This is a genomic window from Ruegeria sp. CF4, assembly GCF_056537345.1.
The window spans coordinates 26,851-52,270 of sequence record NZ_JBQFRJ010000014.1; the positions used below are offsets into that span (position 1 = coordinate 26,851).

Consider the following 25,420-nt stretch of genomic DNA (forward strand, 5'->3'; position numbering starts at 1 on the left):
CTGTGGGATGACCGAAGCCGATCTGATCAAGCGTCTTCAGGCCATTTGCGGGCGGCGGCATGTGTTGACCTCGGCCCGCAGCACCCGTCGCTTTCGCCGAGGGTTCAGGTCGGGTGAAGGTGATGCGCTGGCGGTGGCTCAGCCCGCTACGCTGCTGGAGCAATGGCAGGTGCTGCAGGCCTGTGTCGCAGCCGACAAGATCGTCATCATGCAAGCGGCCAATACTGGCTTGACCGAAGGCTCTACCCCCAAAGGCAGCTATGATCGCGATGTGGTTTTGATCAACACGCGGCGGATTGACGACCTGCATCTGATCAATGATGGCAAGCAGGTTATCAGCTTTCCGGGCAGCACCTTGTTTGCACTGGAGAAGCTGCTGGACCCGATCGGGCGGCAGCCGCATTCAGTGATCGGATCGTCTTGCATCGGTGCTTCGGTCGTGGGCGGGGTGTGTAACAACTCGGGTGGTTCGCTGGTCGAACGCGGCCCCTCCTATACCGAGCTGTCTCTGCACGCCCGCATCACGCGGGATGGTGAGCTGGAGTTGGTCAACCACCTGGGTATGAACTTAGGTGACACGCCCGAAGAAATCCTGACCCGACTGCAAAACGGCTATTTCAGCACAACAGATATCGAGACTGACAATCGCAAGGCTTCCGACACCGACTATGCCCGCCGGGTGCGTAACGTGGATGCAGACACGCCGGCCCGGTTCAATGCTGACAAATCCCGTCTGTATGAGGCTGCTGGATGTGCCGGAAAACTGGCTGTTTTTGCTGTCCGGCTGGACACCTATCCAAAGAATGACAGCGAGCGCACCTTCTATATCGGCGCCGAGGACACCAGCGCTCTGACCGAATTGCGCCGCCGCATCTTGTCAGGCTTCAAGACCCTGCCGGTCAGCGCCGAGTATATGCATGAAGAGGTTTTTGACATCTCGGATCGCTACGGCAAGGACACCATGGTGATGATCGACAAACTGGGTACCGACCGTTTGCCCACTTTCTTTGCGCTGAAAGGTGCGGTGGATGCCCGGTTAGAGGGTATTCCGGGCCTGTCGAACTTCACCGACCGTTTCATGCAGTTCACGATGCGGTTCTGGCCGGATATCCTGCCCAAGCGAATGCGCGCGTACCGCGAACGCTATCCCCATCATTTGATCCTGAAAATGCGCGACGGCGGCATTGATGAAGCCCGCGCATTGCTGCGCGATATGGTGGGCGACAACCAACTGGATTTCTTCGAATGCGACCCGCGCGAGGCTAAGATTGCCGGCCTGCACCGCTTTGCCGCTGCCGGGGCCGCGATCCGTTACATGAACGTGCACGCGCATGAGGTCGAGGACATTATCGCGCTGGACATCGCCCTGCGCCGCAATGATGTGAACTGGTTCGAGGAATTGCCCCCCGAGCTGGCGGATCAACTGGTCAGCAAGCTCTATTACGGGCATTTCATGTGCCACGTTCTGCATCAGGATTACATCGTGAAGAAGGGGGCCGATCCGAAGGCGCTGAAATCTGCGATGCTGGAGATTCTGGATCAGCGCGGGGCCGAGTACCCGGCCGAACACAATGTGGGACACCTATATGCGGCCAAGCCGGATCTGGCGGCGTTCTACAAATCGGTCGACCCGACCAACAGCATGAACCCCGGCATCGGGAAAATGTCGCGCAACAAGCACTATAGCTGACGGGCTTTTTGGCCACGAAAGACTCGACTCTGCATCCAAGGAAACCTAAAAAGAACAAATACAGAACATTTGGTTTCCGACATGCTCGATGGCACCCGACGGCGTATCGTTTCACTGTGGTTTCCCCGGCTGGCAAGCGACCGGGCTCTACGCCTGCGTCCGGTCGAGGGGCCATTTGTTCTGACGCTGAAACAGAACAATGCAAACCGGGTATATTGCCTGAATGTGCAGGCCCAACGGCAGGGGCTGGATCGCGGCATGCCCTATTCCGATGCCCGCGCCTTTTGCCCCGATCTGCAAAGCCAACCCGCTGACCCACAGGGGGATCAGCGGTTTCTGCACACCCTGCGCCGCTGGGCCACGCGCTATTGCCCCTGGGTCGGGTTGGAAGGCGAAGACGGGCTGGTTCTGGACATTACCGGATCCGCGCATCTTGCGGGCGGGGAAGAGATGATGCTGACCGATATGCGCAGGCGTCTAGCCCGGGCCGGGCTGGCGGTGCAGATCGGTCTGGCCCCGACACGCGGCGCGGCCTGGGCCCTGGCCCATTATGGCGAGGGGGTGGCGGGCGAGGATACGCTGAAAGCCCTCCGCGCCCTGCCAGTGGCAGCGCTGCGGCTGGATGAGAATACCTCGGTCGCGCTGCAACGGCTGGGCCTGCGCCGGATTGGCGAGCTGGCGCAAACCCCGCGCGCGCCGCTGACACGCCGCTTTGGCCCCGAGGTTCTGATGCGGCTGGATCAGGCTCTGGGGCATCAGCCCGAACAGATCACCCCGCTGGCTGATTCACCCCATTACGGCGTGCGCATGACCCTGCCCGAGCCCGTTGGGCTGCTGTCTGACATGATGGCCGGGGCGGAACGGCTGCTGGACCGGCTCTGCGACAAGCTGAAAGCGCAGGAGATGGGCGCGCGCAAGCTGTGCATGACCTTGCGCCGGGTGGATCAGGATCACCAGCAGGTCGAACTGCGCCTGGCCCGCCCCCTGCGCGATCCCCATCGCATCCTGCCCCTGTTCGAACGTGGATTGGCCGAGGTGGATGCGGGTTTCGGGGTCGATCAGTTCCGGCTGGAGGCCACGCAGGTGGAGCCCCTGCCCGTGCGCCAGATCAGCCGCGCTGCAAGCCGGAACAAAGACCAACTGGACGACCTGATCACCCGCATCGGCACCCGGATCGGGCTAGAGCAGATCCACCGCCTGCTGCCCGCGCAAAGCCACATCCCCGAACGCAGCTTCACCATCTCGCCTGCCGCCTATTCCGATCCCGCAGGCGGGTGGTGCGCCCTGCGCCCCCGGCCCCTACAGCTGTTTCCACCGGAACCCATCGCCGGATCGGGCCCGCACCCGCCACGCCGCTTTCGCTGGCGACGCATGTCGCTGACCACAAGCCGCTCAACCGGGCCCGAACGCATCTGCCCTGAATGGTGGCTGGAGGATGAGAACTGGCGCACGGGCTTGCGCGATTATTGGCAGGTTGAAACCCGGCAGGGGCGGCGATTGTGGCTGTATCACACACCGCAAAATCCGGGATGGTTCGTGCATGGGGAATTCGCATGACCAAACCGAACCCGCCCAGCTCACACGCGCAGGACCCCGGCTATGCCGAACTGGGCGTGACCACCAATTTCACCTTCCTGACCGGAGCCTCACACCCAGAAGAGCTGGTGACCCGCGCGGCAGAGCTGGGCTTGAAAGCCATCGCGATCACTGACCGGAACTCACTGGCCGGGGTGGTCCGGGGCTGGAGCGCGTTGAAAGAGCTGCGGCGCGAGGCAGAAGGCGCGGTTCAAATCCGCTCGCAACACCGGCTCGATTCCTCATCCCGGCAAGAGGTCGGGCATGTGCAGCCGATCGACAAACCGGATGTGCCCGCCCTGCCCAAGCTGATCGTTGGCTGCCGTCTGGTTCTGCGCGACAGCGCGGTGCACTGGCTGGCCCTGCCCCGCGACCGCGCCGCCTATCAGCGGCTGACCCGGCTGCTGACGCTGGGCAAGCGACGGGCCGAGAAAGGCGACTGTCATCTGGATTTGAAAGACATGCTGGCGGCCTGTCAGGGGATGATCCTGATCGCGCTGCCTCAGGCAGGGTTGAAACAGGCCATCCCCGACATTCAGACCGTCCGGCGGCAGTTCCCCAACGCGGTCTTTCTGGGGGCCGTACCGCGTTATGACGGCAGCGACCGGGCCTATCTGGCGGCCTGTGCGCAGGCGGCGCTGCGGGCCTCGGCCCCCATGGTGGCGGTAGGCGATGTGCTGATGCACCGTGGCAACCGCCGCCAACTGGCCGATGTGCTGACCTGCATGCGCGAACACATCACGATTGACCAGATCGGCACCCGCGCCCTGCCCAATGCCGAGCGGCGGCTGAAAGGCTACGCGGATATGGCCCGGCTGTTTCAGGATCACCCCGGCGCACTGCGCCGCACGCTGGAAATCGCCGACCGCTGCAGCTTTGACTTAAGTGAGCTGTCTTACGAATACCCCGACGAGATCGCCAGCACCGAGACCCCGCAGGCGCGGCTGGAACGTCTGGCGCGTGAGGGGCTGAAACGGCGCTATCCGGGTGGCCCACCCGAGCGTGCGCTGCAATTGATGCAGAAAGAGCTGGCGCTCGTTGCCGATCTGGATTTCCCGGCCTACTTCCTGACCGTGCATGACATTGTGCAATTCGCCCGTTCGCAAGGCATTCTGTGTCAGGGGCGCGGCTCAGCCGCCAATTCGATCCTGTGTTACCTGCTGGGCATCACCGATGTCAGCCCCGACATGATCGCCATGGTGTTCGAGCGTTTTGTCTCGAAATACCGGGGCGAGCCGCCGGATATCGACGTGGATTTCGAACACGAGCGGCGCGAAGAGGTGATCCAGTGGATTTACGAGAAATATGGCCGCCACCGCGCGGGCCTCTGTGCCACGGTCATCCATTTCCGATCCCGCGCGGCGATCCGCGAGGTGGGCAAGGTAATGGGTCTGTCTCAGGACGTCACCGCAGGCCTGTCCGGCCAGATCTGGGGGATGAGCAATGGCGGCGTTGATGCCGAGAGGCTGCAGGAACTGGGCCTCGACCTCAAGGACCGGCGCCTGATGCAAACCGTCCGCCTGATTGGCGAGATCATCGGTTTCCCGCGCCACCTGTCGCAGCATGTGGGCGGGTTCGTCATCACCAAAGGGCGGCTGGATGAGCTCTGCCCGATCGAAAACGCCGCGATGGAAGACCGCACCGTGATCGAGTGGGACAAGGACGATATCGACGCGCTTGGCATTCTGAAGGTCGATATATTGGGGCTGGGGATGCTCAGCTGTATCCGCAAGGCGTTTGACCTGATGCGGCAGCATGACGGCGAAACCCTCAGCATCGCGACCGTCCCGCAAGAGGACACGGCGACCTATGACATGCTGTGCGCCGCTGATGCGGTGGGCGTGTTTCAGGTCGAAAGCCGGGCGCAGATGAATTTCCTGCCCCGGATGAGGCCGCGCGAGTTCTATGATCTGGTGATCGAGGTCGCCATCGTCCGCCCCGGACCCATTCAGGGCGATATGGTGCAACCCTATATCCGGCGGCGCAACGGGCTGGAAAAATCCGAACCCTTCGGCCCCGCCTTGGAAGAGGTGACGCGGCGCACGCTGGGCGTGCCGCTATTTCAGGAACAGGCCCTGCAAATCGCCGTGGTTGGGGCAGGGTTTTCGGCGGAAGAGGCTGATCACCTGCGCCGCTCGCTGGCCTCGTTCCGGCGCATGGGGACGATTGGCACCTATCGCGACAAGTTCATCGCAGGGATGCTGAACAATGGCTATACACCCGAGGTCGCCGACCGCTGCTTTGGCCAGATCGAAGGGTTTGCCGATTACGGCTTTCCCGAAAGCCATGCCGCAGCTTTTGCCATGCTGGCCTATGTCTCGGCCTGGATGAAATGCCACCACCCGGCAATCTTTGCCTGCGCGCTGCTGAATTCGCAGCCCATGGGGTTTTACGCGCCTGCCCAAATCGTGCGCGACGCGCGCGAGCATGGGGTCGAGATTCGTCCGGTCTGCGTCAATGCCTCGACCTGGGATAACCTGCTGGAACGCCGCGCCGACGGGGCGCTGGCCCTGCGGCTGGGTTTTCGCCAGATCAAAGGGTTCAAGCAGGAGGATGCGGATTGGATCGTGGCTGCGCGGGGCAATGGGTATCCGGACCCCGAAACGCTGTGGCTGCGGGCCGGATTGCGCCCGGATGTGCTGACCCGTCTGGCCGAGGCGGATGCGTTTTCCGGCATGGACCTGACCCGGCGCGACGCCCTGTGGCATGTCAAAGCCATCCGCAGCCGGACCGCCCTGCCGCTGTTCAATGACCCCATCGATGGTGAGAGCATCAATGAGCCGCAGGTCAACCTGCCGGTGATGCATCTGGGCGAGGAGGTGGTCGAGGATTATGTCTCGACCCGCCTGACCCTGCGTTCACACCCGATGGAGCTGTTGCGCCCCTCCATCCCCAGCCTTGTGCCGCATGCCACGCTGCAGGACATCCCGCTGGGCCGCTACAGCGTGTGTGGGCTGGTGATCACACGCCAACGGCCGGGAACCGCCTCGGGCGTGATCTTTCTGACGCTCGAGGATGAAACCGGTGTCAGCAATGTGGTTGTCTGGCCCAAGGTCTATGAACGATTTCGCCGCATCGTGATGGGCGGGCGGCTGCTGCAGGTCCGTGGATATCTGCAACGCGAGGGAATCGTCGTGCATCTGATCGCGCAGGAAATCACCGATATGTCGCACAAACTGTCCGAGCTTGGACATCCGCTGGACGAAGCTATCGGCATCACCCAACCCCAAGCGGATGACACCCCGCGCCCCCGCCAGAACGGACCAAGCGCCCGCCATCCGCGTGAGCAGGCCAAACGGCTGTTTCCAAGCCGGGATTTTCACTAAGGCGCTTAGCCCTCAATCACCTTGCGGGCCACGCGGAAGCATTCCAGCGCCTGCGGCACGCCGCAATAGATGCCTATGACATGGATGATGGCGCGGATTTCCTCGGTCGTGACGCCGTTGTTGATCGCACCCCGGCAATGGATTTCCCATTCATGCATTTTGCCCAGCGCACCGATCATCGACAGGTTCATCATGGACCGTGTCTTGGCGTCGATCACATCGTCACCCCAGCCGAAGCCCCAGCACCAAGCGGTCATCGCTTCCTGAAACGGGCGGGTAAAATCATCGGCAGCGGCCAGATTCTTTTCCACATACTCCGCGCCCAGCGTCGCCTTGCGCTGTTCCAGACCTTTCAGGAACAGGTCTTCGTCAAATGTGCTCATCACTCGGTCCTTTTATTGAGGCTGCCCGTCAACCGCTTCGCGCATCCATTTTTGTAGATGCATGACGGGATGTTCCGAATTTACCCCACCTTTGGGATCGACGACCAGAGGGCCCGGACGATATCCGCGCGAATGCAGGCCACGCTGTACGGATTCGACCAGCCGGATATCCTCTTCCACCGTTGTTGCCCGATCCTGTGCAGCAAGTTGCCTTATCTTCTGGTCGTCCATGCCACCCACCGAATACCAACCGCGCCAAACCACCACGTGGTCGGCATCCACAGCACGCCAGTGATAGGTGTTCAGCACGTTCCCCGGATAGACCTGAAACGAGAACATCGGCCAGAGGAACCAACTGGAATACTCATCGAAATGCTCAAAGCCTGACTTAATGTCATAAGTCATGTTCTCGAGGCTTTGGCATTCCGTCGTGTGGCGCAGGCACATGCCCTGAGGCTGAATGTCATAGGTTTCCGGCCTGACCACGCCATTGGCAAAAGTCGGATGGTTGAGCGAGCAATGGTAGCACTCCGAGTAATTCTCGACTGAGACCTTCCAGTTGCACAGTTCCGGTATCTCGACCCATTCCAACGGCTTCAGATCGGCCCAGTTGGGCACCCATTCCTCAAGCTCGGCGCGGGCGTTCGGAAACCACTCATCCATGGGCGCAGCGTTGGGATCGAGATTGACGAAGACAAAGCCCAGGAACTCTTCGGTGCGCACTTCGTTCAGACACACGGAGGATTTGTCGAACCCTTCAACCGCCTTGAGGTTCGGCCCGGCCCGCAACTCTCCGGTCAACTCATAGGTCCAGGCGTGATAGGGGCAGACCACAACGCGCGTGGTGCCTGTGCCCTCGACCAGTTGATGGGCGCGGTGCTGACATACATTGTAGAACACGCGGATCTTCGAGTCGCGCCCGCGAATGGCAAACAGGTCCTGCCCGGCAACCTCGAAGGCCACATAAGCGCCCGGCTCAGCCAGTTCAGATGCATGGCAACCAAACTGCCAGGTACGCGCGAGCAACCCTTCCGTTTCCAACCGAAATATGGCGGGATCAGTATAATACCGGGCTGCAAGAGATTGGATGGGTGCTGTCACGTGTCCTCCGAGTGATAAAGGCCAAGCTGATGGCGACGTTTATGAAAAGTTTCGACCCGCTCGACGATCTCGTCGCTGGCAACGGCGATCACGAAAGACAGCAGCGTTTCCAGCAAGGCAACCGTACTGACCGAGGACGGGAAGAACTGTGGCGTATCCGCCGAGATGACAAAGCCATGGTCGGCGCTGCGTAGAATTGGGCTGGCGGGACTGTCGGACAGGCCCACGACCTTCAGGCCCTGTTCCTTTGCGACATGAACCGCCTCGACCACCTCGTTGCGATAAGGCTTGCAGGTCATGGCGATCAGAACGTCGCGTTCATCGGCCCAAGCCAGATCGTCGATCGGATTCGATCCGGGGCGCGGGATTGCGTGGAACTGCACCATCCCGGTCGACGCCAGATAGACAAAGTTCCGCGCATTCGAGTTGTTTACGCCCACGCCCAGCACGAACACATTGCGCGAATTCCAGATGTCTTCGGCGGCGGCTTTCAACTGTTCGGACGAGATATTGGCAAAGGTCTCCTCGACATTGCGCAAGGCGTCTTGGACCATGTCCGCATATAGCCCGCCCATATTTCCGGACTTGCGAATATCCTGCAGCCAGCGGGCGCGATCCGGGAAATCGGCCTGCCCGCGCCGGATTGCCTCGCGGAAGGGCACACGGAAATCCTCGTAGCCATCGAACCCGACCTGCCGCGCCATGCGGACGATGGTGTTGGGCTTCACATTCGCGGCCTCGGCGATTTCCCGCACCGTCGAAACCCCCACATCGCGCGGGTTTTCCAGCACATAAGTGGCGGCCTTGCGCGCCTCTGGCGTCAGCTCGGACAGTTCGTCCGCCAACCGCTCAAGAATCGTATTTGATACATTTGTCCCATTCATGATTGACGATGGTACTTTTGTTTGCTTACGATGTCGAGACAAAATCGACTCAGAGGATTGATCCGATGGCATCTGATTTCCCGACCCACGCACGCGTGGTTATCGTGGGTGGCGGAGTGATGGGGGTGGGCCTTGCCTATCACCTTGGGCACGAGGGCTGGGGCACAGACACTGTGCTGCTGGAAAAGGCCGAACTGACCAGCGGCAGCACCTGGCATGCGGCGGGGCAGATCACCCATTCGACCTCTAGCTTCGGCTTAGGCAAATGCGTCGATTACAATATCGGGCTGTACTCCAGCGCCTTGGAGGCCGAGACCGGTCAGGCCGTGACATGGCATGGATGTGGTTCGTTCCGGCTGGCCTATACCGAAGACGAGATGGACTGGCTGCGCCATACTCTGTCTGTGGGTCGTTCGCTGGGTTTCAACATCGAACTGGTTGGCCCGGATCGGATTGCCGAGCTGCATCCGTTCTACAATCTGGATGGTGTGTTGGGCGCGCTGCACACGCCCGATGACGGCCATGTGGACCCGACCAACGTGACCATGGCGATGGCCGCAGGTGCGCGTCAGAAGGGCGTTCGGATCATCCGTCATTGTCAGGCGACCAACATCACGCAGGCCGAGAACGGTGAATGGGTGGTCGAGACGCCCAAGGGCACGATCACCTGCGAGCACGTGGTCAACGCGGGCGGCACTTATGCGCGGCAGATGGGCGAATGGTCGGGCCTGCAACTGCCGATGACCTCGATGACGCACCATTATTTTGTGACCGAGCCGGTGCCCGAGTTCGAAGCTCTGGACAAAGAACTGCCAGTGATCCGGGACGACAAGAAGGTCTCGGGCTATATCCGGATGGAGCAAAAGCGCGGGCTGATCGGTATCTACGAGAAAGAGAACCCAAACTCGGTCTGGCATGATCACTGCCCGTGGGACTACGAGAACTGGCTGTTTGATGCCGATTACGACCGGGTAATGCCGTGGCTAGAGGAAAGCCTGAACCGGATGCCGATCTTTGCTGAACTGGGCATTCAGCGCGAGGTCCACGGTGCGATCAGCCATCCGCCCGATGGCAACCCGCTGATAGGGCCTGCGCCGGGCGTGCGGAATTACTGGTGCTGCTGCGGCACGCAAATCGGGATCGGCTGGGGGCCGGGCCTGACGCGCGAGCTGGCACGCTGGATGGTGCATGGGGCTGCCAATATCTCGATGCGCGAGTATGATCCCCGCCGCTTTGGCAGCTACGCCACGAAAGACTGGCAGGTGATCAAGGCTGAGGAAGACTATTGCCTGCGCCACGAAATCCCCTTCCCGCATTTCAATCGCCTGGCGGGCCGTCCGATCAAACCGTCGCCGCTGCATGAGTTGCTGAAATCAAAGGGGGCGGTGCATGAAGAGGTCTATGGCTTTGAACGCCCGCGCTGGTTTGCACGGGATGGGGTCGCGCAACAGGATCACTATTCCTTCCGCCGGACTGCTGCGGACGACATGGTCGCGCAAGAAGTCAAAGCCGTGCGCGAACGGGTCGGCATCATAGACGTCACCGCCTTCACCAAGGTCGAGGTTTCAGGCCCTGATGCCTACGCCCTGCTGGATCGGCTGACCGCGAACCGGATGCCGCAGAAAGATGGCTCGATCACCCTGACCCACATGCTGAACCGCCGGGGTCGGATCGAGTTGGAGACGACCATCGTGCGCATGGCGCAGGATCGCTATTACCTCGTATGTGCCGCGTTTTTCGAACAACGCCTGCTGGATCATCTGGCACAGCAGCGCGATGCCGAAGACGTCGTGATCACCGCACTTTCCGTAGATTGGTCGGCTCTGTCTTTGAACGGGCCAAAGTCACGTGATGTCCTGAGCGCCTGCACTGATGCCGACCTCAGCAATGCCGGGTTCCGCTGGCTCTCTGCTCAGCGGATCAGGATCGCGGGTCATGATGTCTGGGCTTTCCGGATGTCCTATGCAGGCGAGCTTGGCTGGGAACTGCATATGCCTAATGCCGCCTGTCTGGACGTCTACAACGCGCTCTGGTCAGCTGGCGAAGCGCATGGAATCGCCGACTACGGCAGCTTTGCGATGAATGTGATGCGGATGGAGAAAGGCTTCAAAGGGGCCGGAGAGCTAACCAATGAGGTCACTTTGGCCGAAGCCGATGTGCTGCGCTTTGCGAGAACCGACAAAGACTATCTCGGCAAGGACAAGACCCTGAACACAGATTTGCCGTGGATCTGTACCTATCTTGAGATCGAACCGGATGGTGAGATCGACGGACATGGTGGTGAGGCCGTGTTGCTTGACGGGCGTGTTGTTGGCTCGACCGCGTCCGTAGCGTATGGCCACACAGTCGGCAAAATCCTGGCCTTCGCTTATATCAAGCCCGAAGCCGCCGCTGCAGGCACCCAGCTTGAGGTCATCATCCATGGCACACCCCGCGCCGCGCTGGTTTTGTCTGAGCCCGCTTATGACCCGCAAAACCTGCTCCCCCGCACGGACGCCGCGCTCGAGGCCGCCCAATGACGCATCCCACCACAATGCAGGCCATGGTCACCATGGGTCACGGCGATCTGGATCAGATGGCCTGGCACGAAGACTGGCCGTGCCCGATCCCTGCCTCGGGCGAAGTATTGATCCGGGTCGGAGCCTGCGGGCTGAACAATACCGACGTGAATACGCGCTCTGGCTGGTATTCGAAAACCGTGAGCGACGCCACGACTGGCGGCGCATTTGAAGAAGTCGGCGAGGAGGACCCGACCTGGGGCGGCGCGCCTCTGGTTTTTCCGCGCATTCAAGGCGCAGATGTGTGCGGCCAGATCGTCGCCGTTGGCGAAGGTGCGGACCCACTCAGGATCGGCGAGCGAGTGATCACCGATTGCTGGCTGCGCGATCCGGCAGAGCCAACGAACAAGGACAAGACCGGCTATTTTGGTTCCGAACGGGATGGCGGGTTTGCGCAATACACGACAATCCCCACACAGAATGCCATCGCGATCCAATCCCCTCTGTCAGATGCGGAACTGGCGACATTCTCGTGCTCATATTCCACCGCCGAAGGGATGCTGACCCGCGCAAATGTCTCGGAGAACGACACAGTTCTGGTGCCTGGCGCATCGGGCGGCGTCGGAGGTGCATTGGTCCAGTTGGCAAAGCGACGCGGCGCGCGGGTGATCGCCCTGGCGTCAGAAGCCAAACACGCCGAGGTCGCGCAGCTTGGACCTGACCGCATCCTGCCGCGCGCACCGGAAAACCTGCGCGCCGCGCTTGGGCAGGAAAAGATCACCATCGTTGCCGATGTGGTCGGTGGGCCGTACTGGCCAAAGCTGATCGACGTTTTGGAGCGCGGCGGGCGCTATACCTGCTCGGGCGCGATCGCTGGCCCGATGGTGGAGTTCGATCTGCGTACTTTCTATTTGCGCGATCTGACCTTTACCGGCTCGACCGTGATTGACCCGGAGGTAATGCAAAACCTCGTTCGATACATTGAGGCTGGCGAGGTGAAACCTGCGCTCGCCGCGACTTATCCGCTGAGCGAATTGCACGCGGCTCAGGCCGCCTTTATCGCCAAGAAACACACCGGGAATATCGTGGTGATCCCATGAAGATGCATGATGTTCTGGAAGCAGCCCGGCTTTTACATCAATCGCACCCTGATCTGGCAGGGTTTGCCGATTGGCCCACAGATCTGGCATCGACGGAAACGGCACCCTCGCCGATCCCGGCAACTCAGCTTGTTCGCAGCTTCGACCTTGCTGGATCCGAGGTAACACACTGCATGGTCGAAGCCATTGCAGCGACAGCTGAGCTGGCGAACTGGAAAGTGACCTATACCGAGGAGGAGGTCGGTGCGGACTTCCTCGCGCGTTATGGGTATTATGAATTGTTCGGGCCGACCGGGCATTTCCACTCGACCCAATTGCGGGGCTATGTCGCATATTGGGGCGCGGGCCTGAACTATGACTGGCACAGCCATCAGGCCGAGGAACTATACGTGACCCTCGCCGGCGGCGCGCAATTCCGGGTCGAAGGTGACGAGGCTTTTGTCGGCCCCGGCCAGACCCGCCTGCACCAAAGCTGGCAAAGCCATGCGATGATCACCGGCGATCAGCCCATCCTGACCTTCGTGCTGTGGCGCGGCGCGGGTCTGAATGCCCTGCCGCAAATGGATGCATCATGAAGATCACACGCATCCGCATCTATCAGACCGGGCTGCCTTATGTAGGCGGCGCGTACGTTTGGGGCGCGGGAAATGCGATTGAAACGGCCATAGCCTCGGTCGTGGTCATCGACACCGATGCGGGCCTGCAAGGCTGTGGTGAGTTCACGCCCTGCGGTGAGAACTACATGATCGCCCATTCCGAAGGTGTCCCGGCGCTGGCCAAGCTGGTCGCGCCCAAGCTGCTGGGCGAAGATCCACGACAGGTCGGACGGATCGAGCAATTGATGGATCATCTTATCCAAGGTCACGGCTATGCCAAGGCCCCGTTCGATGCGGCCTGCTGGGATATCCTCGGACAGGCTTGCGATCAGCCGGTCTGGATGTTGTTGGGCGGCAAGCTAACGGACGGTGCACCGATGTATAGGGTCGCACCACAGAAAGCGACGGATGAAACCATCGCCGAGATGAACGCCTATCGCGATCAGGGTTATCGCCAGTTCCAGATCAAGGTCGGCGGCGATTGGGCAACTGATATCGACCGGATACGCGCGACAGTGCCGTTGTTAAACGCCGGAGAAAAGGCGATGGCGGATGCCAATCAAGGGTGGCGGGTCGACAATGCGATCCGCGTGGCGCGGGCGACCAGTGATCTGGATTTCATCCTTGAACAGCCTTGCCGGACCTACGAGGAATGCCAGCAGGTGCGCCGCGTCGCCGAACAGCCGATGAAGCTGGATGAATGTCTGACGGGTATGCATATGGCCCAGCGGGTCGTTGCGGATCGCGGGGCTGAAATCTGCTGCCTGAAAATCTCGAATCTCGGCGGGCTCAGCAAGGCGCGGCGCGTGCGCGATTACCTGATCGAAAACCGCATCCCCGTGGTCAGCGAAGACACGTGGGGCGGTGAGATCGCAACCGCCGCCGTGGCGCATTTCGCGGCTTCGACTCCGCCTGAGTATCTGCAGAACACCACGGATCTGATGAACTATAACACGCGCTCGACCGGGATCGGTGGCGCGGTGGCACGGAATGGGAAACTGTTTGCGCCCGATACGCCCGGCATGGGTGTCGTTCCTGACTTAGAAAGCCTCGGCGCGCCAGTAGCAGAGTACGGCTTATGAAGATTACATCCATTTCCGTGTATCAGGTCGATCTTCCGTTGGAGCATCCCTATTGGTTGTCCGCTGGGCGGCTGAAGTTCGAAACACTCGATGCAACGCTGGTGAAAATCGAAACCGATGCCGGGCTGATCGGATGGGGTGAAGGCACACCCTGGGGGCACACTTATGTTCCGGCCCACGGCCCTGGCATTCGTGCCGGTATCGAAACTATGTCTCGGTTCATTCTGGGCCTTGATCCGCGCCGGGTACTGGATGTCGAACGCGCGATGGATCTGGCGCTACCCGGGCATCTCTATGCCAAAAGCCCGATTGATATGGCATGCTGGGACATTGCTGGTCAGGCTTCTGGTTTGCCGATTGCCGATCTGCTGGGCGGAGGCTCTCGCACCCCGCGCCCCGTCGCCTCGTCGGTGGGGGCCAAAACAATTGAAGAAACCCGCTCTGTGATCGATCGCTATCGCCAACGCGGTTATATCGCCCATTCGGTCAAGATCGGCGGCGATGTGGCCCGTGACATCGCCCGTATCCGCGACGTCGAAAACCTGCGCAATCCCGAGGACATCATCCTGTATGACGTCAACCGCGGCTGGACCCGGCAGCAAGCCTTGCGGGTGATGAGCGCGGTCGAAGACCTCAACGTGATGATCGAACAACCCTGCGAAACGCTGGACGATATCGCGGCGATTTCCGGCAAACACGCCTCGCCGGTTTCAGTGGATGAAAGCCTCGTCACCCTGCAGGACGCGACCCGCATCACCCGCGATGGCATCGCAGAGATCTTTGGTATCAAGCTCAACCGCGTCGGAGGGCTGACCAAAGCCGCCCGGATGCGAGACGTCGCGCTGGCGCACGGGATCGATATGTTCGTCATGGCTACAGGCGGTACAGTATTGGCCGATGCCGAAGCCCTGCATCTGGCCGCGACCATACCGGACGCGAACTGCCACGCAGTCTGGGCCTGTCAGGACATGATTACCGTCGACATCGCAGGCGGTCGCGGGCCGCGCAATATCAACGGCCACCTTCACTTGCCCGAGGTCCCCGGTCTCGGCGTACACCCGGACGAAGACGCCCTCGGCCCTCCAATCGCAACCTACGAGGCCCCGCGATGATCCGCCCCTTCATCTGGCCCAAAATATCCCGGGGTGTGAATTGGCCACAGGCCAAGAGAGGGGCTGGCCCCTCTGACCACGCCACACTCAAGCCCAAAGGATGGGTTGAATGAAGATCACCAAGATATCCCTCTGGTCCATCGACCTGACCAGCCACGAAACCTACTACATGGCCGACGGCAAAACCTGCGCTACCGTCGAAACCCATGTACTGTGTCTTGAAACAGATACCGGCTTGAAAGGCTGGGGCGAGGTCTGTCCGATACCGCATTACCTGCCTGCCTTTGCCAAAGGTGTGCCCAGTGCAGTGGCCGAGATGGGGCCTGAAATCCTCGGCATGTCTCCCTTTGGCCCGGATGCCCCTATGCGGAAACTGGATGGCTTCCTGCTGGGTCATGCCCACGCCAAATCGATCGTCGACATCGCCTTGTGGGATTTGTTTGGGAAAGCCACGGGGCAACCTGTCTATGCGCTTCTGGGCGGGCGGACGCGCAAGGACATGCCCCTGTATCATTCAATCACCTGCGTCGCGTCGGATGAGATGGTCCGGATCGCCCAAACTGCTTATCAGACCGGAATTCGACAGTTTCAGGTCAAGCTGGGAGTCGAGGGCGACTGGCAGGCCGACGCCGAACGGCTAATCAAGGTACGAGAGGCCGTGGGTCCCGGCCCGCTGGTCTATGGCGACTGGAACTGCGGAGCCTCGCGCCTGCAAGCCACCCGTACCGGGCGCGCCGTGGCGCATCTGGATATCATGCTGGAACAGCCCTGCATAACGCTTGAGGACTGCGCCGCCGTCCGTCAGGCCACCGGCCTGCCGATGAAAATAGACGAAAACGCGTACGATCTGGCCTCACTGCTGCGGGCGTCGGAACTGGGCTGCATGGACGCGGTTGCGCTTAAACTGTCGAAATTCGGCGGCCTGTCGTCGATGCGCCGCGCGCGCGACTTGACCATTCATCTGGGGGCCGAGATCTGCGCCGAATGCACGTGGGGTTCCGATATCGTTACCGCCGCTTCGTTGCATTTTGCTGCCTCCACACCACATGGTTCGTTGATGAATACCTGCGATCTATCCTCTTATGTTTCGCCGCGCCTCTGCCCTGATGCGCCAGAACGTGCGGATGGTCGGATCGCGCCGCCTGACGGCCCGGGGCTGGGTGTGACGCCCGATCCGGAACTCCTTGGAACTCCGATTTTGGAAATGGCCTGACACATGTTGAAAACGCATACACAATCCGAATGGATCGCCCGCGCCGAACAGGTTCTGCCTGCCGGAGGGTTTGGCAATTTCGACCCCGGCATCATCATCGCACGCGGCGAAGGCAGCCGGGTCTGGGATGAGGACGGCAGGGAATATGTCGACTATCTGATCGGCTCCGGCCCGATGCTGCTGGGGCACGGCCATCCCGAGGTGATGGAGGCCGTACTGGAACAGCTACCCAAGGGCATGACCTTCTTTGCCAACAACAGCAAAGGCGTAGAGCTGGCCGAGGCCATCGTGAACGCGGTGCCGTGTTGTGAACAGGTCCGCTTTGTCGCTTCGGGGGGTGAGGCGGATATGTACGCGATCCGGCTCGCGCGCGCCTATACAGGCAAGGACAAGATCCTGAAATTCGAAGGCGGATATCACGGCATGAGCGCCGAAGCGCAGATGAGCCTCGCGCCAGCGAAACGGGTCAACTTCCCCCAAGCCGTGCCAGATAGCGCCGGTATTCCGCAAGGCGTTGCTGACCAGATGCTGATTGCGCCTTACAATGACCTCGAGGCCGTGGCCGCTCTGCTGGCGGAACACGGTGACGTGGCCGCGATCATGGTCGAGCCATTGCAGCGGATCATCCCGCCCGAGCCGGGCTATCTGCAGGGGCTGCGCGATCTGTGCGACACGCACGGTGTCTTGCTGATCTTTGACGAGATCGTCACCGGATTCCGCCTCGCCTATGGCGGCGCACAGGAGCATTATGGCGTGACGCCCGATATCTGCACGCTGGGCAAGATCATCGGCGGCGGCTTCCCTTTGGCCGCCCTGGGGGCCAGCGCCGAGATCATGCAGCATTTCGACAAGGACAAGGTCGGCGCCGATAAATGGCTGATGCAGCTGGGCACGCTTTCAGGCAACCCGGTCGCCGCAGCAGCGGGGCTGAAAACGATGGAAATTCTGGCACGTGAGGGTGCTTATGACCACTTGCGCGACATCGGACGCAAGCTGCAGGCGATGCAATCCGACGCTTTGACCAAAGCCGGAATCCCGCATCGGATTTGTGGCGACGAGACGCTGTTCGACATCTACTTCACCGAACAAACCTGTCGCGACTACCGCAGCGCTGCCCATGACGATCCCGGACGGAATGCGCGTTACAATGCGGTCCTGCGTGAGAAAGGTGTGTTTAAGTCACCGGGGAAACTATACCCCTCGCTCGCTGTGACGCAGGCTGATCTGGACCTGACAGAAGCAGCCGTGCAGGCGGCGGTTGCGACGATCCAGTCAGACTAGGCTCTGGTTGACCTCGCGCCTTCGCCGTGGGAACGATGCGCTAAGGCTCAGTCAGGCAGGATAGTGCGATGAAGATCGAACCCTTTGGCGTCGAAATCTGGATGGACGAATGGGAAACCAGATGCGCCTATAATCTTGCGGAGACCTGTGTCGAAAGCCTGACCATCGCAGAGCTGTTGCAGCTTGCCGGCCGAAACTCGGATGATCTGTCCGAGCTGCTGGGGATGAAGATGACCTATGGCGCGATACGGGGTTCGGATCGGCTGCGCGATGCGATTTGTGGCCTGTATGAGCGACAGGCGCGCGAGAATATCATCGTCACCCACGGTACGATCGGGGCCAACATGTTGGTCCACAAAACCCTGGTCGAACGTGGCGACAAGGTGGTGGCCGTTGTGCCGACCTATCAACAGCATTACTCGATCCCGGCCAGCATCGGTGCGGAGGTGACGCAAATCCAACTGCGGGCCGAGAACGCCTATCTGCCCGATCTGGAAGAGCTGCGCGCCGCAGTGACGCAAGACACCAAACTGATCGCCATCAACAACCCCAACAATCCGACCGGCGCGGTGATGGATCGCGCTTTCCTGCTTGAGATTGTTGAGATCGCGCGCGCCGCCGGGGCCTGGTTGCTGTGTGACGAGGTTTATCGCGGCACCGGGCAAGAAGGCTCCGGCATGACCGACGCAGTTTCTGATCTCTATGAGAAAGGAATTTCGACTGCGGGCATGTCCAAGGCATTCTCACTGGCGGGGCTGCGGCTGGGCTGGATCGCCGCCGCACCAGAATTGATCGAGGCGGTATCGATCCATCGGGATTACGATACGATCTCGGTCGGTATGATCGACGACCATTTCGCGACACTCGCGCTGGAACACCACGACAAGGTTCTGGCGCGCAGTCAAGCCATCACGCGCGGCAACCTTGCCATGCTGGCGGAATGGGTTGCGAAAGAGCCCCGGATCAGCTGGATCAAACCCAAAGCCGGGACGACCGCGCTGTTGCACTATGATTTCGACATGCCCTCACGCGAATTCTGCGTGAAACTACTGCAGGGCACCGGTGTGATGTTCACGCCGGGCTCTGCGCTGGGATTAGAAGGCTGCGTTCGGATCGGTTACGCCAATACGCCCTCGATCCTTCGCGACGGATTGGAGAAGGTCTCCGGTTTCCTAGCAAAACTGGGTTAGCGCCGCATCGACTGACCATTGTGGAACAGATGCACTTTCTCGGGCGCAGCGGTGACCGAGACGCTTTGCCCACGCAGATTACGCTGAATGCCAGGAAGCTTGGCAATCACTGCATCCCGGTCTTCGGGTGCTGCGAAATAGAGCAACGTAACCTCGCCCAGCGCTTCGGTAAAGTCCACCACGCCGGAATAGATCGCGTCTTCCTCGGCCATCACCAAATCCTCAGGCCGGACGCCGATATTGACGGTTTTGCCTTCGTCCGAGGCATCGGTCGGTATCGAAGAGACCGCCACGCCACCATCATCCAGTGCCACAGTCGTCGTCTCTCCGGTCGCGGTGATGGTGCCCGGAAGCAGATTCATGGCGGGTGAGCCGATGAATTGCGCGACGAACTCATTGTCAGGCGTCTCATACAATTCGAGCGGTGTGCCAACCTGAGCGATTCCCTTGTTGGCCAAAACCACGATGCGGCTGGCCAGGGTCATCGCCTCGACCTGATCATGGGTGACGTAGATCATCGTGCTATCGGGCATCGCTTCTTTCAGACGCGCAATCTCGATCCGTGTGGCCACGCGCAACGCAGCGTCCAGGTTCGAGAGCGGCTCGTCAAACAAATACACCTTTGGGTCGCGCACGATGGCCCGTCCTATTGCAACACGCTGGCGCTGCCCGCCGGACAGTGCCTTGGGCAGACGATCCAGCAGCGGTTCAAGCTGCAGAATCTGCGCGGCGCGATCCACGGCCGCATCAACCTCAGCGCTTGGCATCTTGGCGATCTTGAGCGCGAAGGCCATGTTTTCCCGCACCGTCATATGCGGATAAAGCGCATAAGACTGGAACACCATCGCGATGCCCCGCTGCGCGGGCGGCACATCGTTCACCACCTGCCCTTCGATCTCAAGCGTGCCACCCGTGATCTTTTCAAGGCCCGCGATCATCCTCAGCAACGTGGATTTACCACAGCCCGAAGGGCCGACAAAAACGACCAGCTCACCCTGTTCGATATCGAGATCGATATGTTTCAAAACATCGACCGGGCCATAGGACTTGGCCACATCCGTAAGCTTGAGTTCCGACATGGTTTACCTCTTTTCCCGAGCCAGCAGACAGAATTGAGCGGCGTTCAGCACCACAGTGCCTTCCCCGTGAACACCGCCCAACTCCTCCCCGATCACATGCCATTCGCCGCCAGGCAGAGACACCTCAGTGGGTTCTGCTCCCATGTTAAAAGCGCAAAACACCTGCTGGGCGTCATCCTCGCGAATGAAGGTCAGAAGCGACCCGATCTGTGCCATTCCTGTTTGCGCTCCGGACATCAACGCTGAATGCGCATGACGCAAAGCAATCGCATGGCGGTAGTGGTACAGCATCGAAGTTGGGTCCTGCTCTAACCGATCCACTGCTCGCTCGGCTTGTGTACGGCTGACCGGTAACCACGGTCGGCCTGTGCTGAACCCGGATTGTTCATCCTGCGAAGCCCAAACCATCGGCGTCCGACAACCGTCACGGCCTTTGAATTCTGGCCAAAATTCAATGCCATAGGGGTCCTGCAAATCCTCGAATGCTACATCTGCCTCGGGCAGACCCAGTTCTTCACCTTGGTACAGGCAGGCGGAACCCTTCAGGCACATCATCAGGACCGCATGCTGTCGGATGGCCGCATCATCCAGACCCCAGCGCGAGGCATGGCGCTGCACATCGTGGTTCGAGAAGGCCCAGCAGGGCCACGCATCGCCCGCCTTGTCCTCCAACTGATCAAAAACCTGCTTGGTGTAAGCTGCCGTCAGCGCACGCTTTTCAAGGAACTCGAAGGCATAACACATATGCATCCGTTTATCGCCGCTGGTGTACTCGCCCATAATCTCAAGCCCGCGCTGCGCGTCGCCGACCTCGCCCAGACAGGCGCGGCCCTGGTATTCGTCAGTCAGGGCGCGCAACCGTTCAAGGAACGCGATATTCTCGGGTTGGCTTTTGGAATAGAGGTGATCCTGATGGTTATACGGGTTCACCATCGGCGCAATTGATGAGTTCCTCTGATCCATCGGCAGGCCGGGATTGTCACGCAGCTGGGCGTCGTGGAAATAGAAATTGATCGTATCCAGACGGAACCCGTCGACCCCCATATCCAGCCAGAAGCGCGCCACATCCAGCAGCGCATCCTGAACATCCTTGCAATGGAAGTTCAAATCCGGCTGCGAGGTCAGGAAGTTGTGCAAATAATACTGTAACCGCCGCGCATCCCACTGCCACGCCGAACCGCCAAAGATCGACAGCCAATTATTCGGAGGTGTCCCGTCAGGCTTGGGATCGGCCCACACATACCAATCGGATTTCGAGTTCTCGCGACTGGCGCGGCTTTCGCTAAACCATGGGTGTTGGTCCGAGGTGTGGGATAGCACCAGATCGATCATCACCTTCAACCCATGCGCATGGGCTTGATCCAGCAGCTCTTTGAAGTCCGCCATGGTGCCGAACATCGGGTCGACATCGCGATAGTCGCTGACGTCATAACCAAAATCCTTCATCGGAGATTTGAAGAACGGCGAAATCCAGATCGCATCAACCCCCAGCGAGGCGATGTAGCCTAGCCGCTGGGTGATGCCCTTGAGGTCTCCGATCCCGTCGCCGTTGCTGTCCTGAAAGCTGCGTGGATAGATCTGATAGATCACACCGCCCCGCCACCACTCCGACGCCGCTTTGGTTGTTTTGAATGCTGTCGCGTTGTTTTGCACGTTCATCACACGCCCTTATTTTACAGACCCGGCCAGCAAACCGCGGACCAGATATTTTTGCATTGCAAAGAAGACCACCAGCGGTACCGCGATTGAGACGAACGCCGCAGTGGCTAGGATTTCCCAGTTGCCGCCCCGCGTACCCAAAAGCTCAACGATGCGGTTCGTCATCACCGTGGTCTGGCCGGTGGCATCAATCAGAAACACCTTGGCGACTAACAGATCGTTCCATGTCCATAAGAACTGAAAGATCGCAAATGAGGCCAAGGCCGGGAAGCTGAGCGGCAGGATCAGTTTTGTGAAGATCTGGAACTCGGTCGCGCCATCGACCCGCGCATTTTCAATTAGATCGCGAGGCAGCCCGGCCATGTAATTCCGTAGCAGGTAAATCGCCAGCGGCATCCCGAAACCGGTATGCGCGAGCCAGACGCCAAGATACCCTTTGGGAATCCCAATGCTCAGGTGAAGTTTCAGAAGCGGGATCAGCGCCAATTGCAAGGGTACGACCAGCAATCCGACAACCGCTGCAATCAGCAGGGCACGGCCCGGGAAATCCATCCATGCGAGCGCATAGGCCGCAAAAGCGGCGACAAGGATCGGAATGATCGTTGCCGGGATCGTTACCGTGAGTGTGTTGAAAAAGGCCTTGCCCATGCTGTCGGTACTGTCTTCGGCCAGCAGCACCTTGTGATAGTTCTCTAGCGTGAATTCAGGCGGCAACTCGGCCGTTACAAAGACGCGCGCGCCGCGGCTGCCCGAGAACTCTTCGGTGTTCTCCATCCGGTAGTTGCCATCAGCGTCAACCGTAATATCTCCACCACGACGAAGCTCAGCCGTTTCGCCCGGTTTGAACGCATCGATTGCGCGAGAGCTGACGCCCCACTGCGAAATCTTGGCCGTCACGCCTGCGTCAAACAGATTGCCTTCGATGACGTAAACCCCGTTTTCCAGGACCTGCGTATCGGGCGCTGCGCTGCGCAGAGTCAGGTTCTGCTCGGACGGAAACAGCGAGCGCCACCAGCCGCTGGTCGCAATCTGGTCCGCCGTCCGGAAGGACGAGATCAGAAGACCCAGCGTCGGAAAGACCCACAGCACAACCAAAAGGACGACCGAGGCATGGACCACCCATCTGAGAGCCGGTTTGGTTCCTGCAATATCATTCATACCCGCCCCCTTATTTCATCTCTTGGCGTGCATTGCGCACGTTCCAAATCAGGATCGGTGTCACAAGCAGCATGATCACCATGGCCGAAGCCGATCCCACGCCCCAGTCATTGGCTCGAAACAGTTTGTCGAACATGTAATTGGCCAGCACCTGAGTTTCCCACTGCCCGTTGGTCATGGCGAAAACGATGTCAAAGACCTTGAGAACGGTGATCGTGATCGTCGTCCACACCACGAGGATTGTGGTCTTGATCTGCGGCACCTTAATCTTGAAAAAGATCTGGAACGGGTTCGCGCCGTCCAGAATGGCAGCCTCGATGGTCTCTTCTGGAATGCCCCGCAATGCGGCAGATAGAATAACCATAGCAAACCCGGTCTGAATCCAGACCAGCACGATCATCAGGAAGAAACTGTTCCAAAATGGGATCGTCAGCCAAGTCTGCGGCTCGGTTCCGCCAAAAAAGATATAAAGCGCGTTCAGAATGCCGATCTGATCCTGTTCCGCTGGCCTTGTGTCATAGACCAGTTTCCAGATCACCGAGGCCCCGACGAACGAGATTGCCATCGGCATGAAGATCAGTGCCTTGGCCACATTGCCCCAGCGGATCCGGTCGGTCAGTTGTGCCACCAGCAGACCAAACGCAGTCGACATCGCCGGAACCACGATCAACCAGAGCATGTTGTTGCGCATGGCTTCCCAGAATTTCGGCTCGGCGGCCATCTGGCGATAATTTTCAAGGCCAACCCATTCGTAGCCTCCCCCGGGGATGCGATCTGTCAGCGACAGGCGCAGCGTCTCAACCACCGGGTAGGCCAGATACAGGCCCAGAGCGAGCAGCGCAGGAAACAGAAACAGCCAGGGCCGGATCATATTGGCACGGTTGATATTGCGACCCGCATTCGGTCCGCGCGCCGGGAACAGAACCTTGTCCAGAAACTGGTTCGACAGATAGAAATAGCCCACACAGCCCGACACGCCGATGGCGATGGTCAGCAGGCCCTGAAGTGCCGGATGCATGACGCTCTCCGTTGCAAAAGGGGATTGGGGCGGCCTGTTGAGTAGGCCGCCCGGTCTCAGACGCGCTTAGTCCAGCGCATCCCAGGAGGATTGGATTTCATCGGCTACCTCTTGTGCAGGCTTGCCTCCGGTATAATCGACCATTCCGGTCCAGAAAGTGCCCGCACCCACGCCGCCCGGCATCAGGTCAGAGCCGTCAAATCGGAACGTGGTCGCGCCCAGAAGGATGTCGTTCATTTTCGCCAGCGTTGGGTCCGAGAACAATGAGGTATCAACGCCCTTGTGGGGGGTTAGAAAACCGGTCAACTGCATCCAGATCTCATGCGCTTCGGGCGTTTGCAGGTAAGCGATCAGATCGTGTGCAGCAGGGCTGTCATTGGTTATTGCCCAAAGCGTACCAGCCCCCAGAACTGGACTGCCCAGATCCTTGCTTTCATATGCGGGGAAGTAGAAGAAATCCGCATCTTCACCGACGACGGTACCCTCTGGGAAGAAAGCAGGGATGAATGACGCCTGACGATGCAGGTAACACTGCGGAGGAGAACTGAACATGCCCTTCGGACTATCACGGAAGTCTGTTGTCGCGACCGCACCGGCACCGCCTGCTACATAGTCGTCATTGCGTGCGAAGGCCCCAAATTCTTCGATCGCTGCGATGACTTTAGGGTCATTAAACTTCATCTCGTTCGCGACCCAGGCGTCGTAGTCATCGGGCGACTGCGTACGCAGCATCATGTCTTCGACCCAATCCGTCGCCGGCCATCCGGTTGCGCCACCGGACCCCAGCCCGATACACCACGGCGTCTCTCCGTCAGCTACAATCTGGTCGGTCAGCGCCTTTAGTTCTTCCATCGTGGTTGGGACTTCATAGCCCGCATCCTCGAAATTCTCTGGCACGTACCAGACCAGCGACTTCACATCGACCTTATAGAAGAAGCCGTACAGATGCTCCTGTCCGTCCGCGCCCGGGTAAGTTCCCAGATCAACCCAGGACTGACCTGCGGCATAGTTGTCCCGTATCCAATCCGCTGTTCCATCACCCAGCGGGGCCAGAAATCCCGACTTGGCCATGTCCGCCGCAAGCCCAGGCTGAGGGAAGACAGCAACATTCGGCGCCGACCCGGCCTCGGCATCAATTCTGATCTGCTGCTCGAAACTGTCCGAACCAACATAGGCATACTCATGACCCGTCGCGGCGGCGAAGCCATCCAGAACCTTTTCGACATTCTCCTGATCCGGCCCCAGCCATGGCCCGAACACAGTCACCTTGTCAGCCTGCGCCGCGCCCGCCATCAGGGCGAACGTGGCCGCACCTGCATAAAGCGAGTGTTTCATGAATTCTCCTCCCAGTATGTTCCGCGCATCGAGATTCGTTTTTCAAAGCGCTTTGAATACCTGAGTTTATCCGCTAACATTTAAGCTCTGTCAACATTTCGTTACTCCATCGCCATAATACCGGTTACTTTTGCTTATCT

At 59.9% G+C, this 25,420-nt stretch carries 19 protein-coding genes; 11 read left to right on the plus strand and 8 right to left on the minus strand.

The window, feature by feature from the left end; all coding sequences use genetic code 11:
• The first annotated feature begins 7 nt into the window (after positions 1-7).
• From dld to ACR0NF_RS20020, 3 genes are all read left to right on the plus strand, one after another.
• Positions 8-1,690 (plus strand): D-lactate dehydrogenase, encoded by a 1,683-nt coding sequence (gene dld, locus ACR0NF_RS20010; RefSeq protein WP_480660544.1) that lies wholly within the window; start codon positions 8-10, stop codon positions 1,688-1,690.
• A gap of 81 nt (positions 1,691-1,771) precedes the next feature.
• Positions 1,772-3,247, plus strand: coding sequence for a Y-family DNA polymerase (locus tag ACR0NF_RS20015; protein ID WP_480660542.1), 1,476 nt, complete (start codon positions 1,772-1,774; stop codon positions 3,245-3,247).
• A complete protein-coding gene (locus ACR0NF_RS20020) occupies positions 3,244-6,591 on the plus strand; it encodes an error-prone DNA polymerase (protein ID WP_480778833.1) in 3,348 nt (1,115 codons plus the stop codon). Before ACR0NF_RS20015 ends, ACR0NF_RS20020 begins: the two co-directional genes overlap by 4 nt.
• Positions 6,592-6,596: 5 nt before the next feature.
• Here the strand turns inward: ACR0NF_RS20020 and ACR0NF_RS20025 are convergent, their stop codons facing one another.
• The 3 genes from ACR0NF_RS20025 to ACR0NF_RS20035 are packed head-to-tail and all read right to left on the minus strand — an operon-like array spanning position 6,597 to position 8,959.
• Entirely contained in the window at positions 6,597-6,974 is a 378-nt protein-coding gene (locus ACR0NF_RS20025) for a carboxymuconolactone decarboxylase family protein (protein ID WP_480470619.1), read from the minus strand.
• A 12-nt stretch (positions 6,975-6,986) separates the two neighbouring features.
• Entirely contained in the window at positions 6,987-8,075 is a 1,089-nt protein-coding gene (locus ACR0NF_RS20030) for an aromatic ring-hydroxylating oxygenase subunit alpha (protein WP_480470620.1), read from the minus strand.
• Complete coding sequence (locus ACR0NF_RS20035; RefSeq protein ID WP_480660536.1) at positions 8,072-8,959, minus strand: MurR/RpiR family transcriptional regulator; 888 nt, start codon at positions 8,957-8,959, stop codon at positions 8,072-8,074. Before ACR0NF_RS20035 ends, ACR0NF_RS20030 begins: the two co-directional genes overlap by 4 nt.
• Before the next feature lie 65 nt (positions 8,960-9,024).
• Between ACR0NF_RS20035 and ACR0NF_RS20040 the strand changes: the two genes are divergently transcribed.
• The 8 genes from ACR0NF_RS20040 to ACR0NF_RS20075 all read left to right on the plus strand — a co-directional run bounded on the left by ACR0NF_RS20040 (position 9,025) and on the right by ACR0NF_RS20075 (position 19,031).
• Complete coding sequence (locus ACR0NF_RS20040) at positions 9,025-11,478, plus strand: FAD-dependent oxidoreductase (RefSeq protein ID WP_480778834.1); 2,454 nt, start codon at positions 9,025-9,027, stop codon at positions 11,476-11,478.
• Entirely contained in the window at positions 11,475-12,557 is a 1,083-nt protein-coding gene (locus ACR0NF_RS20045) for an alcohol dehydrogenase family protein (protein WP_480778835.1), read from the plus strand. The genes ACR0NF_RS20040 and ACR0NF_RS20045 overlap by 4 nt, the downstream gene beginning before the upstream one ends.
• On the plus strand, positions 12,554-13,132 hold the full coding sequence (locus tag ACR0NF_RS20050) for a dimethylsulfonioproprionate lyase family protein (RefSeq protein ID WP_480778836.1): 579 nt from the start codon (positions 12,554-12,556) through the stop codon (positions 13,130-13,132). Before ACR0NF_RS20045 ends, ACR0NF_RS20050 begins: the two co-directional genes overlap by 4 nt.
• Positions 13,129-14,235, plus strand: coding sequence for a mandelate racemase/muconate lactonizing enzyme family protein (locus ACR0NF_RS20055; protein ID WP_480778837.1), 1,107 nt, complete (start codon positions 13,129-13,131; stop codon positions 14,233-14,235). The genes ACR0NF_RS20050 and ACR0NF_RS20055 overlap by 4 nt, the downstream gene beginning before the upstream one ends.
• Positions 14,232-15,347: a mandelate racemase/muconate lactonizing enzyme family protein gene (locus ACR0NF_RS20060; protein WP_480470625.1), complete on the plus strand. Its 1,116-nt coding sequence runs from the start codon at positions 14,232-14,234 to the stop codon at positions 15,345-15,347. The genes ACR0NF_RS20055 and ACR0NF_RS20060 overlap by 4 nt, the downstream gene beginning before the upstream one ends.
• A gap of 109 nt (positions 15,348-15,456) precedes the next feature.
• Entirely contained in the window at positions 15,457-16,560 is a 1,104-nt protein-coding gene (locus tag ACR0NF_RS20065) for a mandelate racemase/muconate lactonizing enzyme family protein (RefSeq protein WP_480470626.1), read from the plus strand.
• A 3-nt stretch (positions 16,561-16,563) separates the two neighbouring features.
• Positions 16,564-17,841: an aspartate aminotransferase family protein gene (locus ACR0NF_RS20070; protein WP_480470627.1), complete on the plus strand. Its 1,278-nt coding sequence runs from the start codon at positions 16,564-16,566 to the stop codon at positions 17,839-17,841.
• A 68-nt stretch (positions 17,842-17,909) separates the two neighbouring features.
• A complete protein-coding gene (locus tag ACR0NF_RS20075) occupies positions 17,910-19,031 on the plus strand; it encodes an aminotransferase (RefSeq protein WP_480470628.1) in 1,122 nt (373 codons plus the stop codon).
• Here ACR0NF_RS20075 and ACR0NF_RS20080 read toward each other — a convergent pair.
• The 5 genes from ACR0NF_RS20080 to ACR0NF_RS20100 all read right to left on the minus strand — a co-directional run bounded on the left by ACR0NF_RS20080 (position 19,028) and on the right by ACR0NF_RS20100 (position 25,280).
• The gene (locus ACR0NF_RS20080) at positions 19,028-20,110 is read right to left on the minus strand and encodes an ABC transporter ATP-binding protein (protein WP_480470629.1); all 1,083 of its coding nucleotides are present in this window, start codon (positions 20,108-20,110) and stop codon (positions 19,028-19,030) included. The genes ACR0NF_RS20075 and ACR0NF_RS20080 overlap by 4 nt on opposite strands.
• Before the next feature lie 3 nt (positions 20,111-20,113).
• Positions 20,114-21,769, minus strand: a complete 1,656-nt coding sequence (locus tag ACR0NF_RS20085) for an alpha-glucosidase (RefSeq protein ID WP_480778838.1) — start codon at positions 21,767-21,769, stop codon at positions 20,114-20,116.
• Positions 21,770-21,778: 9 nt separating this feature from the next.
• A complete protein-coding gene (locus ACR0NF_RS20090) occupies positions 21,779-22,927 on the minus strand; it encodes a carbohydrate ABC transporter permease (protein WP_480778839.1) in 1,149 nt (382 codons plus the stop codon).
• A 10-nt stretch (positions 22,928-22,937) separates the two neighbouring features.
• Entirely contained in the window at positions 22,938-23,945 is a 1,008-nt protein-coding gene (locus tag ACR0NF_RS20095; RefSeq protein ID WP_480470632.1) for a carbohydrate ABC transporter permease, read from the minus strand.
• Positions 23,946-24,011: 66 nt separating this feature from the next.
• Positions 24,012-25,280, minus strand: coding sequence for an ABC transporter substrate-binding protein (locus ACR0NF_RS20100; RefSeq protein ID WP_480778840.1), 1,269 nt, complete (start codon positions 25,278-25,280; stop codon positions 24,012-24,014).
• Positions 25,281-25,420 lie beyond the last annotated feature (140 nt).

Excerpts from the sequence above, each read along its gene's own strand:
- dld (WP_480660544.1), top strand. The coding sequence starts at position 8 with ATGACCGAAGCCGATCTGATCAAGCGTCTTCAGGCCATTTGCGGGCGG.
- ACR0NF_RS20015 (WP_480660542.1), top strand. The coding sequence starts at position 1,772 with ATGCTCGATGGCACCCGACGGCGTATCGTTTCACTGTGGTTTCCCCGG.
- ACR0NF_RS20020 (WP_480778833.1), top strand. The coding sequence starts at position 3,244 with ATGACCAAACCGAACCCGCCCAGCTCACACGCGCAGGACCCCGGCTAT.
- ACR0NF_RS20025 (WP_480470619.1), bottom strand. The coding sequence starts at position 6,974 with ATGAGCACATTTGACGAAGACCTGTTCCTGAAAGGTCTGGAACAGCGC.
- ACR0NF_RS20035 (WP_480660536.1), bottom strand. The coding sequence starts at position 8,959 with ATGAATGGGACAAATGTATCAAATACGATTCTTGAGCGGTTGGCGGAC.
- ACR0NF_RS20040 (WP_480778834.1), top strand. The coding sequence starts at position 9,025 with ATGGCATCTGATTTCCCGACCCACGCACGCGTGGTTATCGTGGGTGGC.
- ACR0NF_RS20045 (WP_480778835.1), top strand. The coding sequence starts at position 11,475 with ATGACGCATCCCACCACAATGCAGGCCATGGTCACCATGGGTCACGGC.
- ACR0NF_RS20050 (WP_480778836.1), top strand. The coding sequence starts at position 12,554 with ATGAAGATGCATGATGTTCTGGAAGCAGCCCGGCTTTTACATCAATCG.
- ACR0NF_RS20055 (WP_480778837.1), top strand. The coding sequence starts at position 13,129 with ATGAAGATCACACGCATCCGCATCTATCAGACCGGGCTGCCTTATGTA.
- ACR0NF_RS20060 (WP_480470625.1), top strand. The coding sequence starts at position 14,232 with ATGAAGATTACATCCATTTCCGTGTATCAGGTCGATCTTCCGTTGGAG.
- ACR0NF_RS20065 (WP_480470626.1), top strand. The coding sequence starts at position 15,457 with ATGAAGATCACCAAGATATCCCTCTGGTCCATCGACCTGACCAGCCAC.
- ACR0NF_RS20070 (WP_480470627.1), top strand. The coding sequence starts at position 16,564 with ATGTTGAAAACGCATACACAATCCGAATGGATCGCCCGCGCCGAACAG.
- ACR0NF_RS20075 (WP_480470628.1), top strand. The coding sequence starts at position 17,910 with ATGAAGATCGAACCCTTTGGCGTCGAAATCTGGATGGACGAATGGGAA.
- ACR0NF_RS20080 (WP_480470629.1), bottom strand. The coding sequence starts at position 20,110 with ATGTCGGAACTCAAGCTTACGGATGTGGCCAAGTCCTATGGCCCGGTC.
- ACR0NF_RS20085 (WP_480778838.1), bottom strand. The coding sequence starts at position 21,769 with ATGAACGTGCAAAACAACGCGACAGCATTCAAAACAACCAAAGCGGCG.
- ACR0NF_RS20090 (WP_480778839.1), bottom strand. The coding sequence starts at position 22,927 with ATGAATGATATTGCAGGAACCAAACCGGCTCTCAGATGGGTGGTCCAT.
- ACR0NF_RS20095 (WP_480470632.1), bottom strand. The coding sequence starts at position 23,945 with ATGCATCCGGCACTTCAGGGCCTGCTGACCATCGCCATCGGCGTGTCG.
- ACR0NF_RS20100 (WP_480778840.1), bottom strand. The coding sequence starts at position 25,280 with ATGAAACACTCGCTTTATGCAGGTGCGGCCACGTTCGCCCTGATGGCG.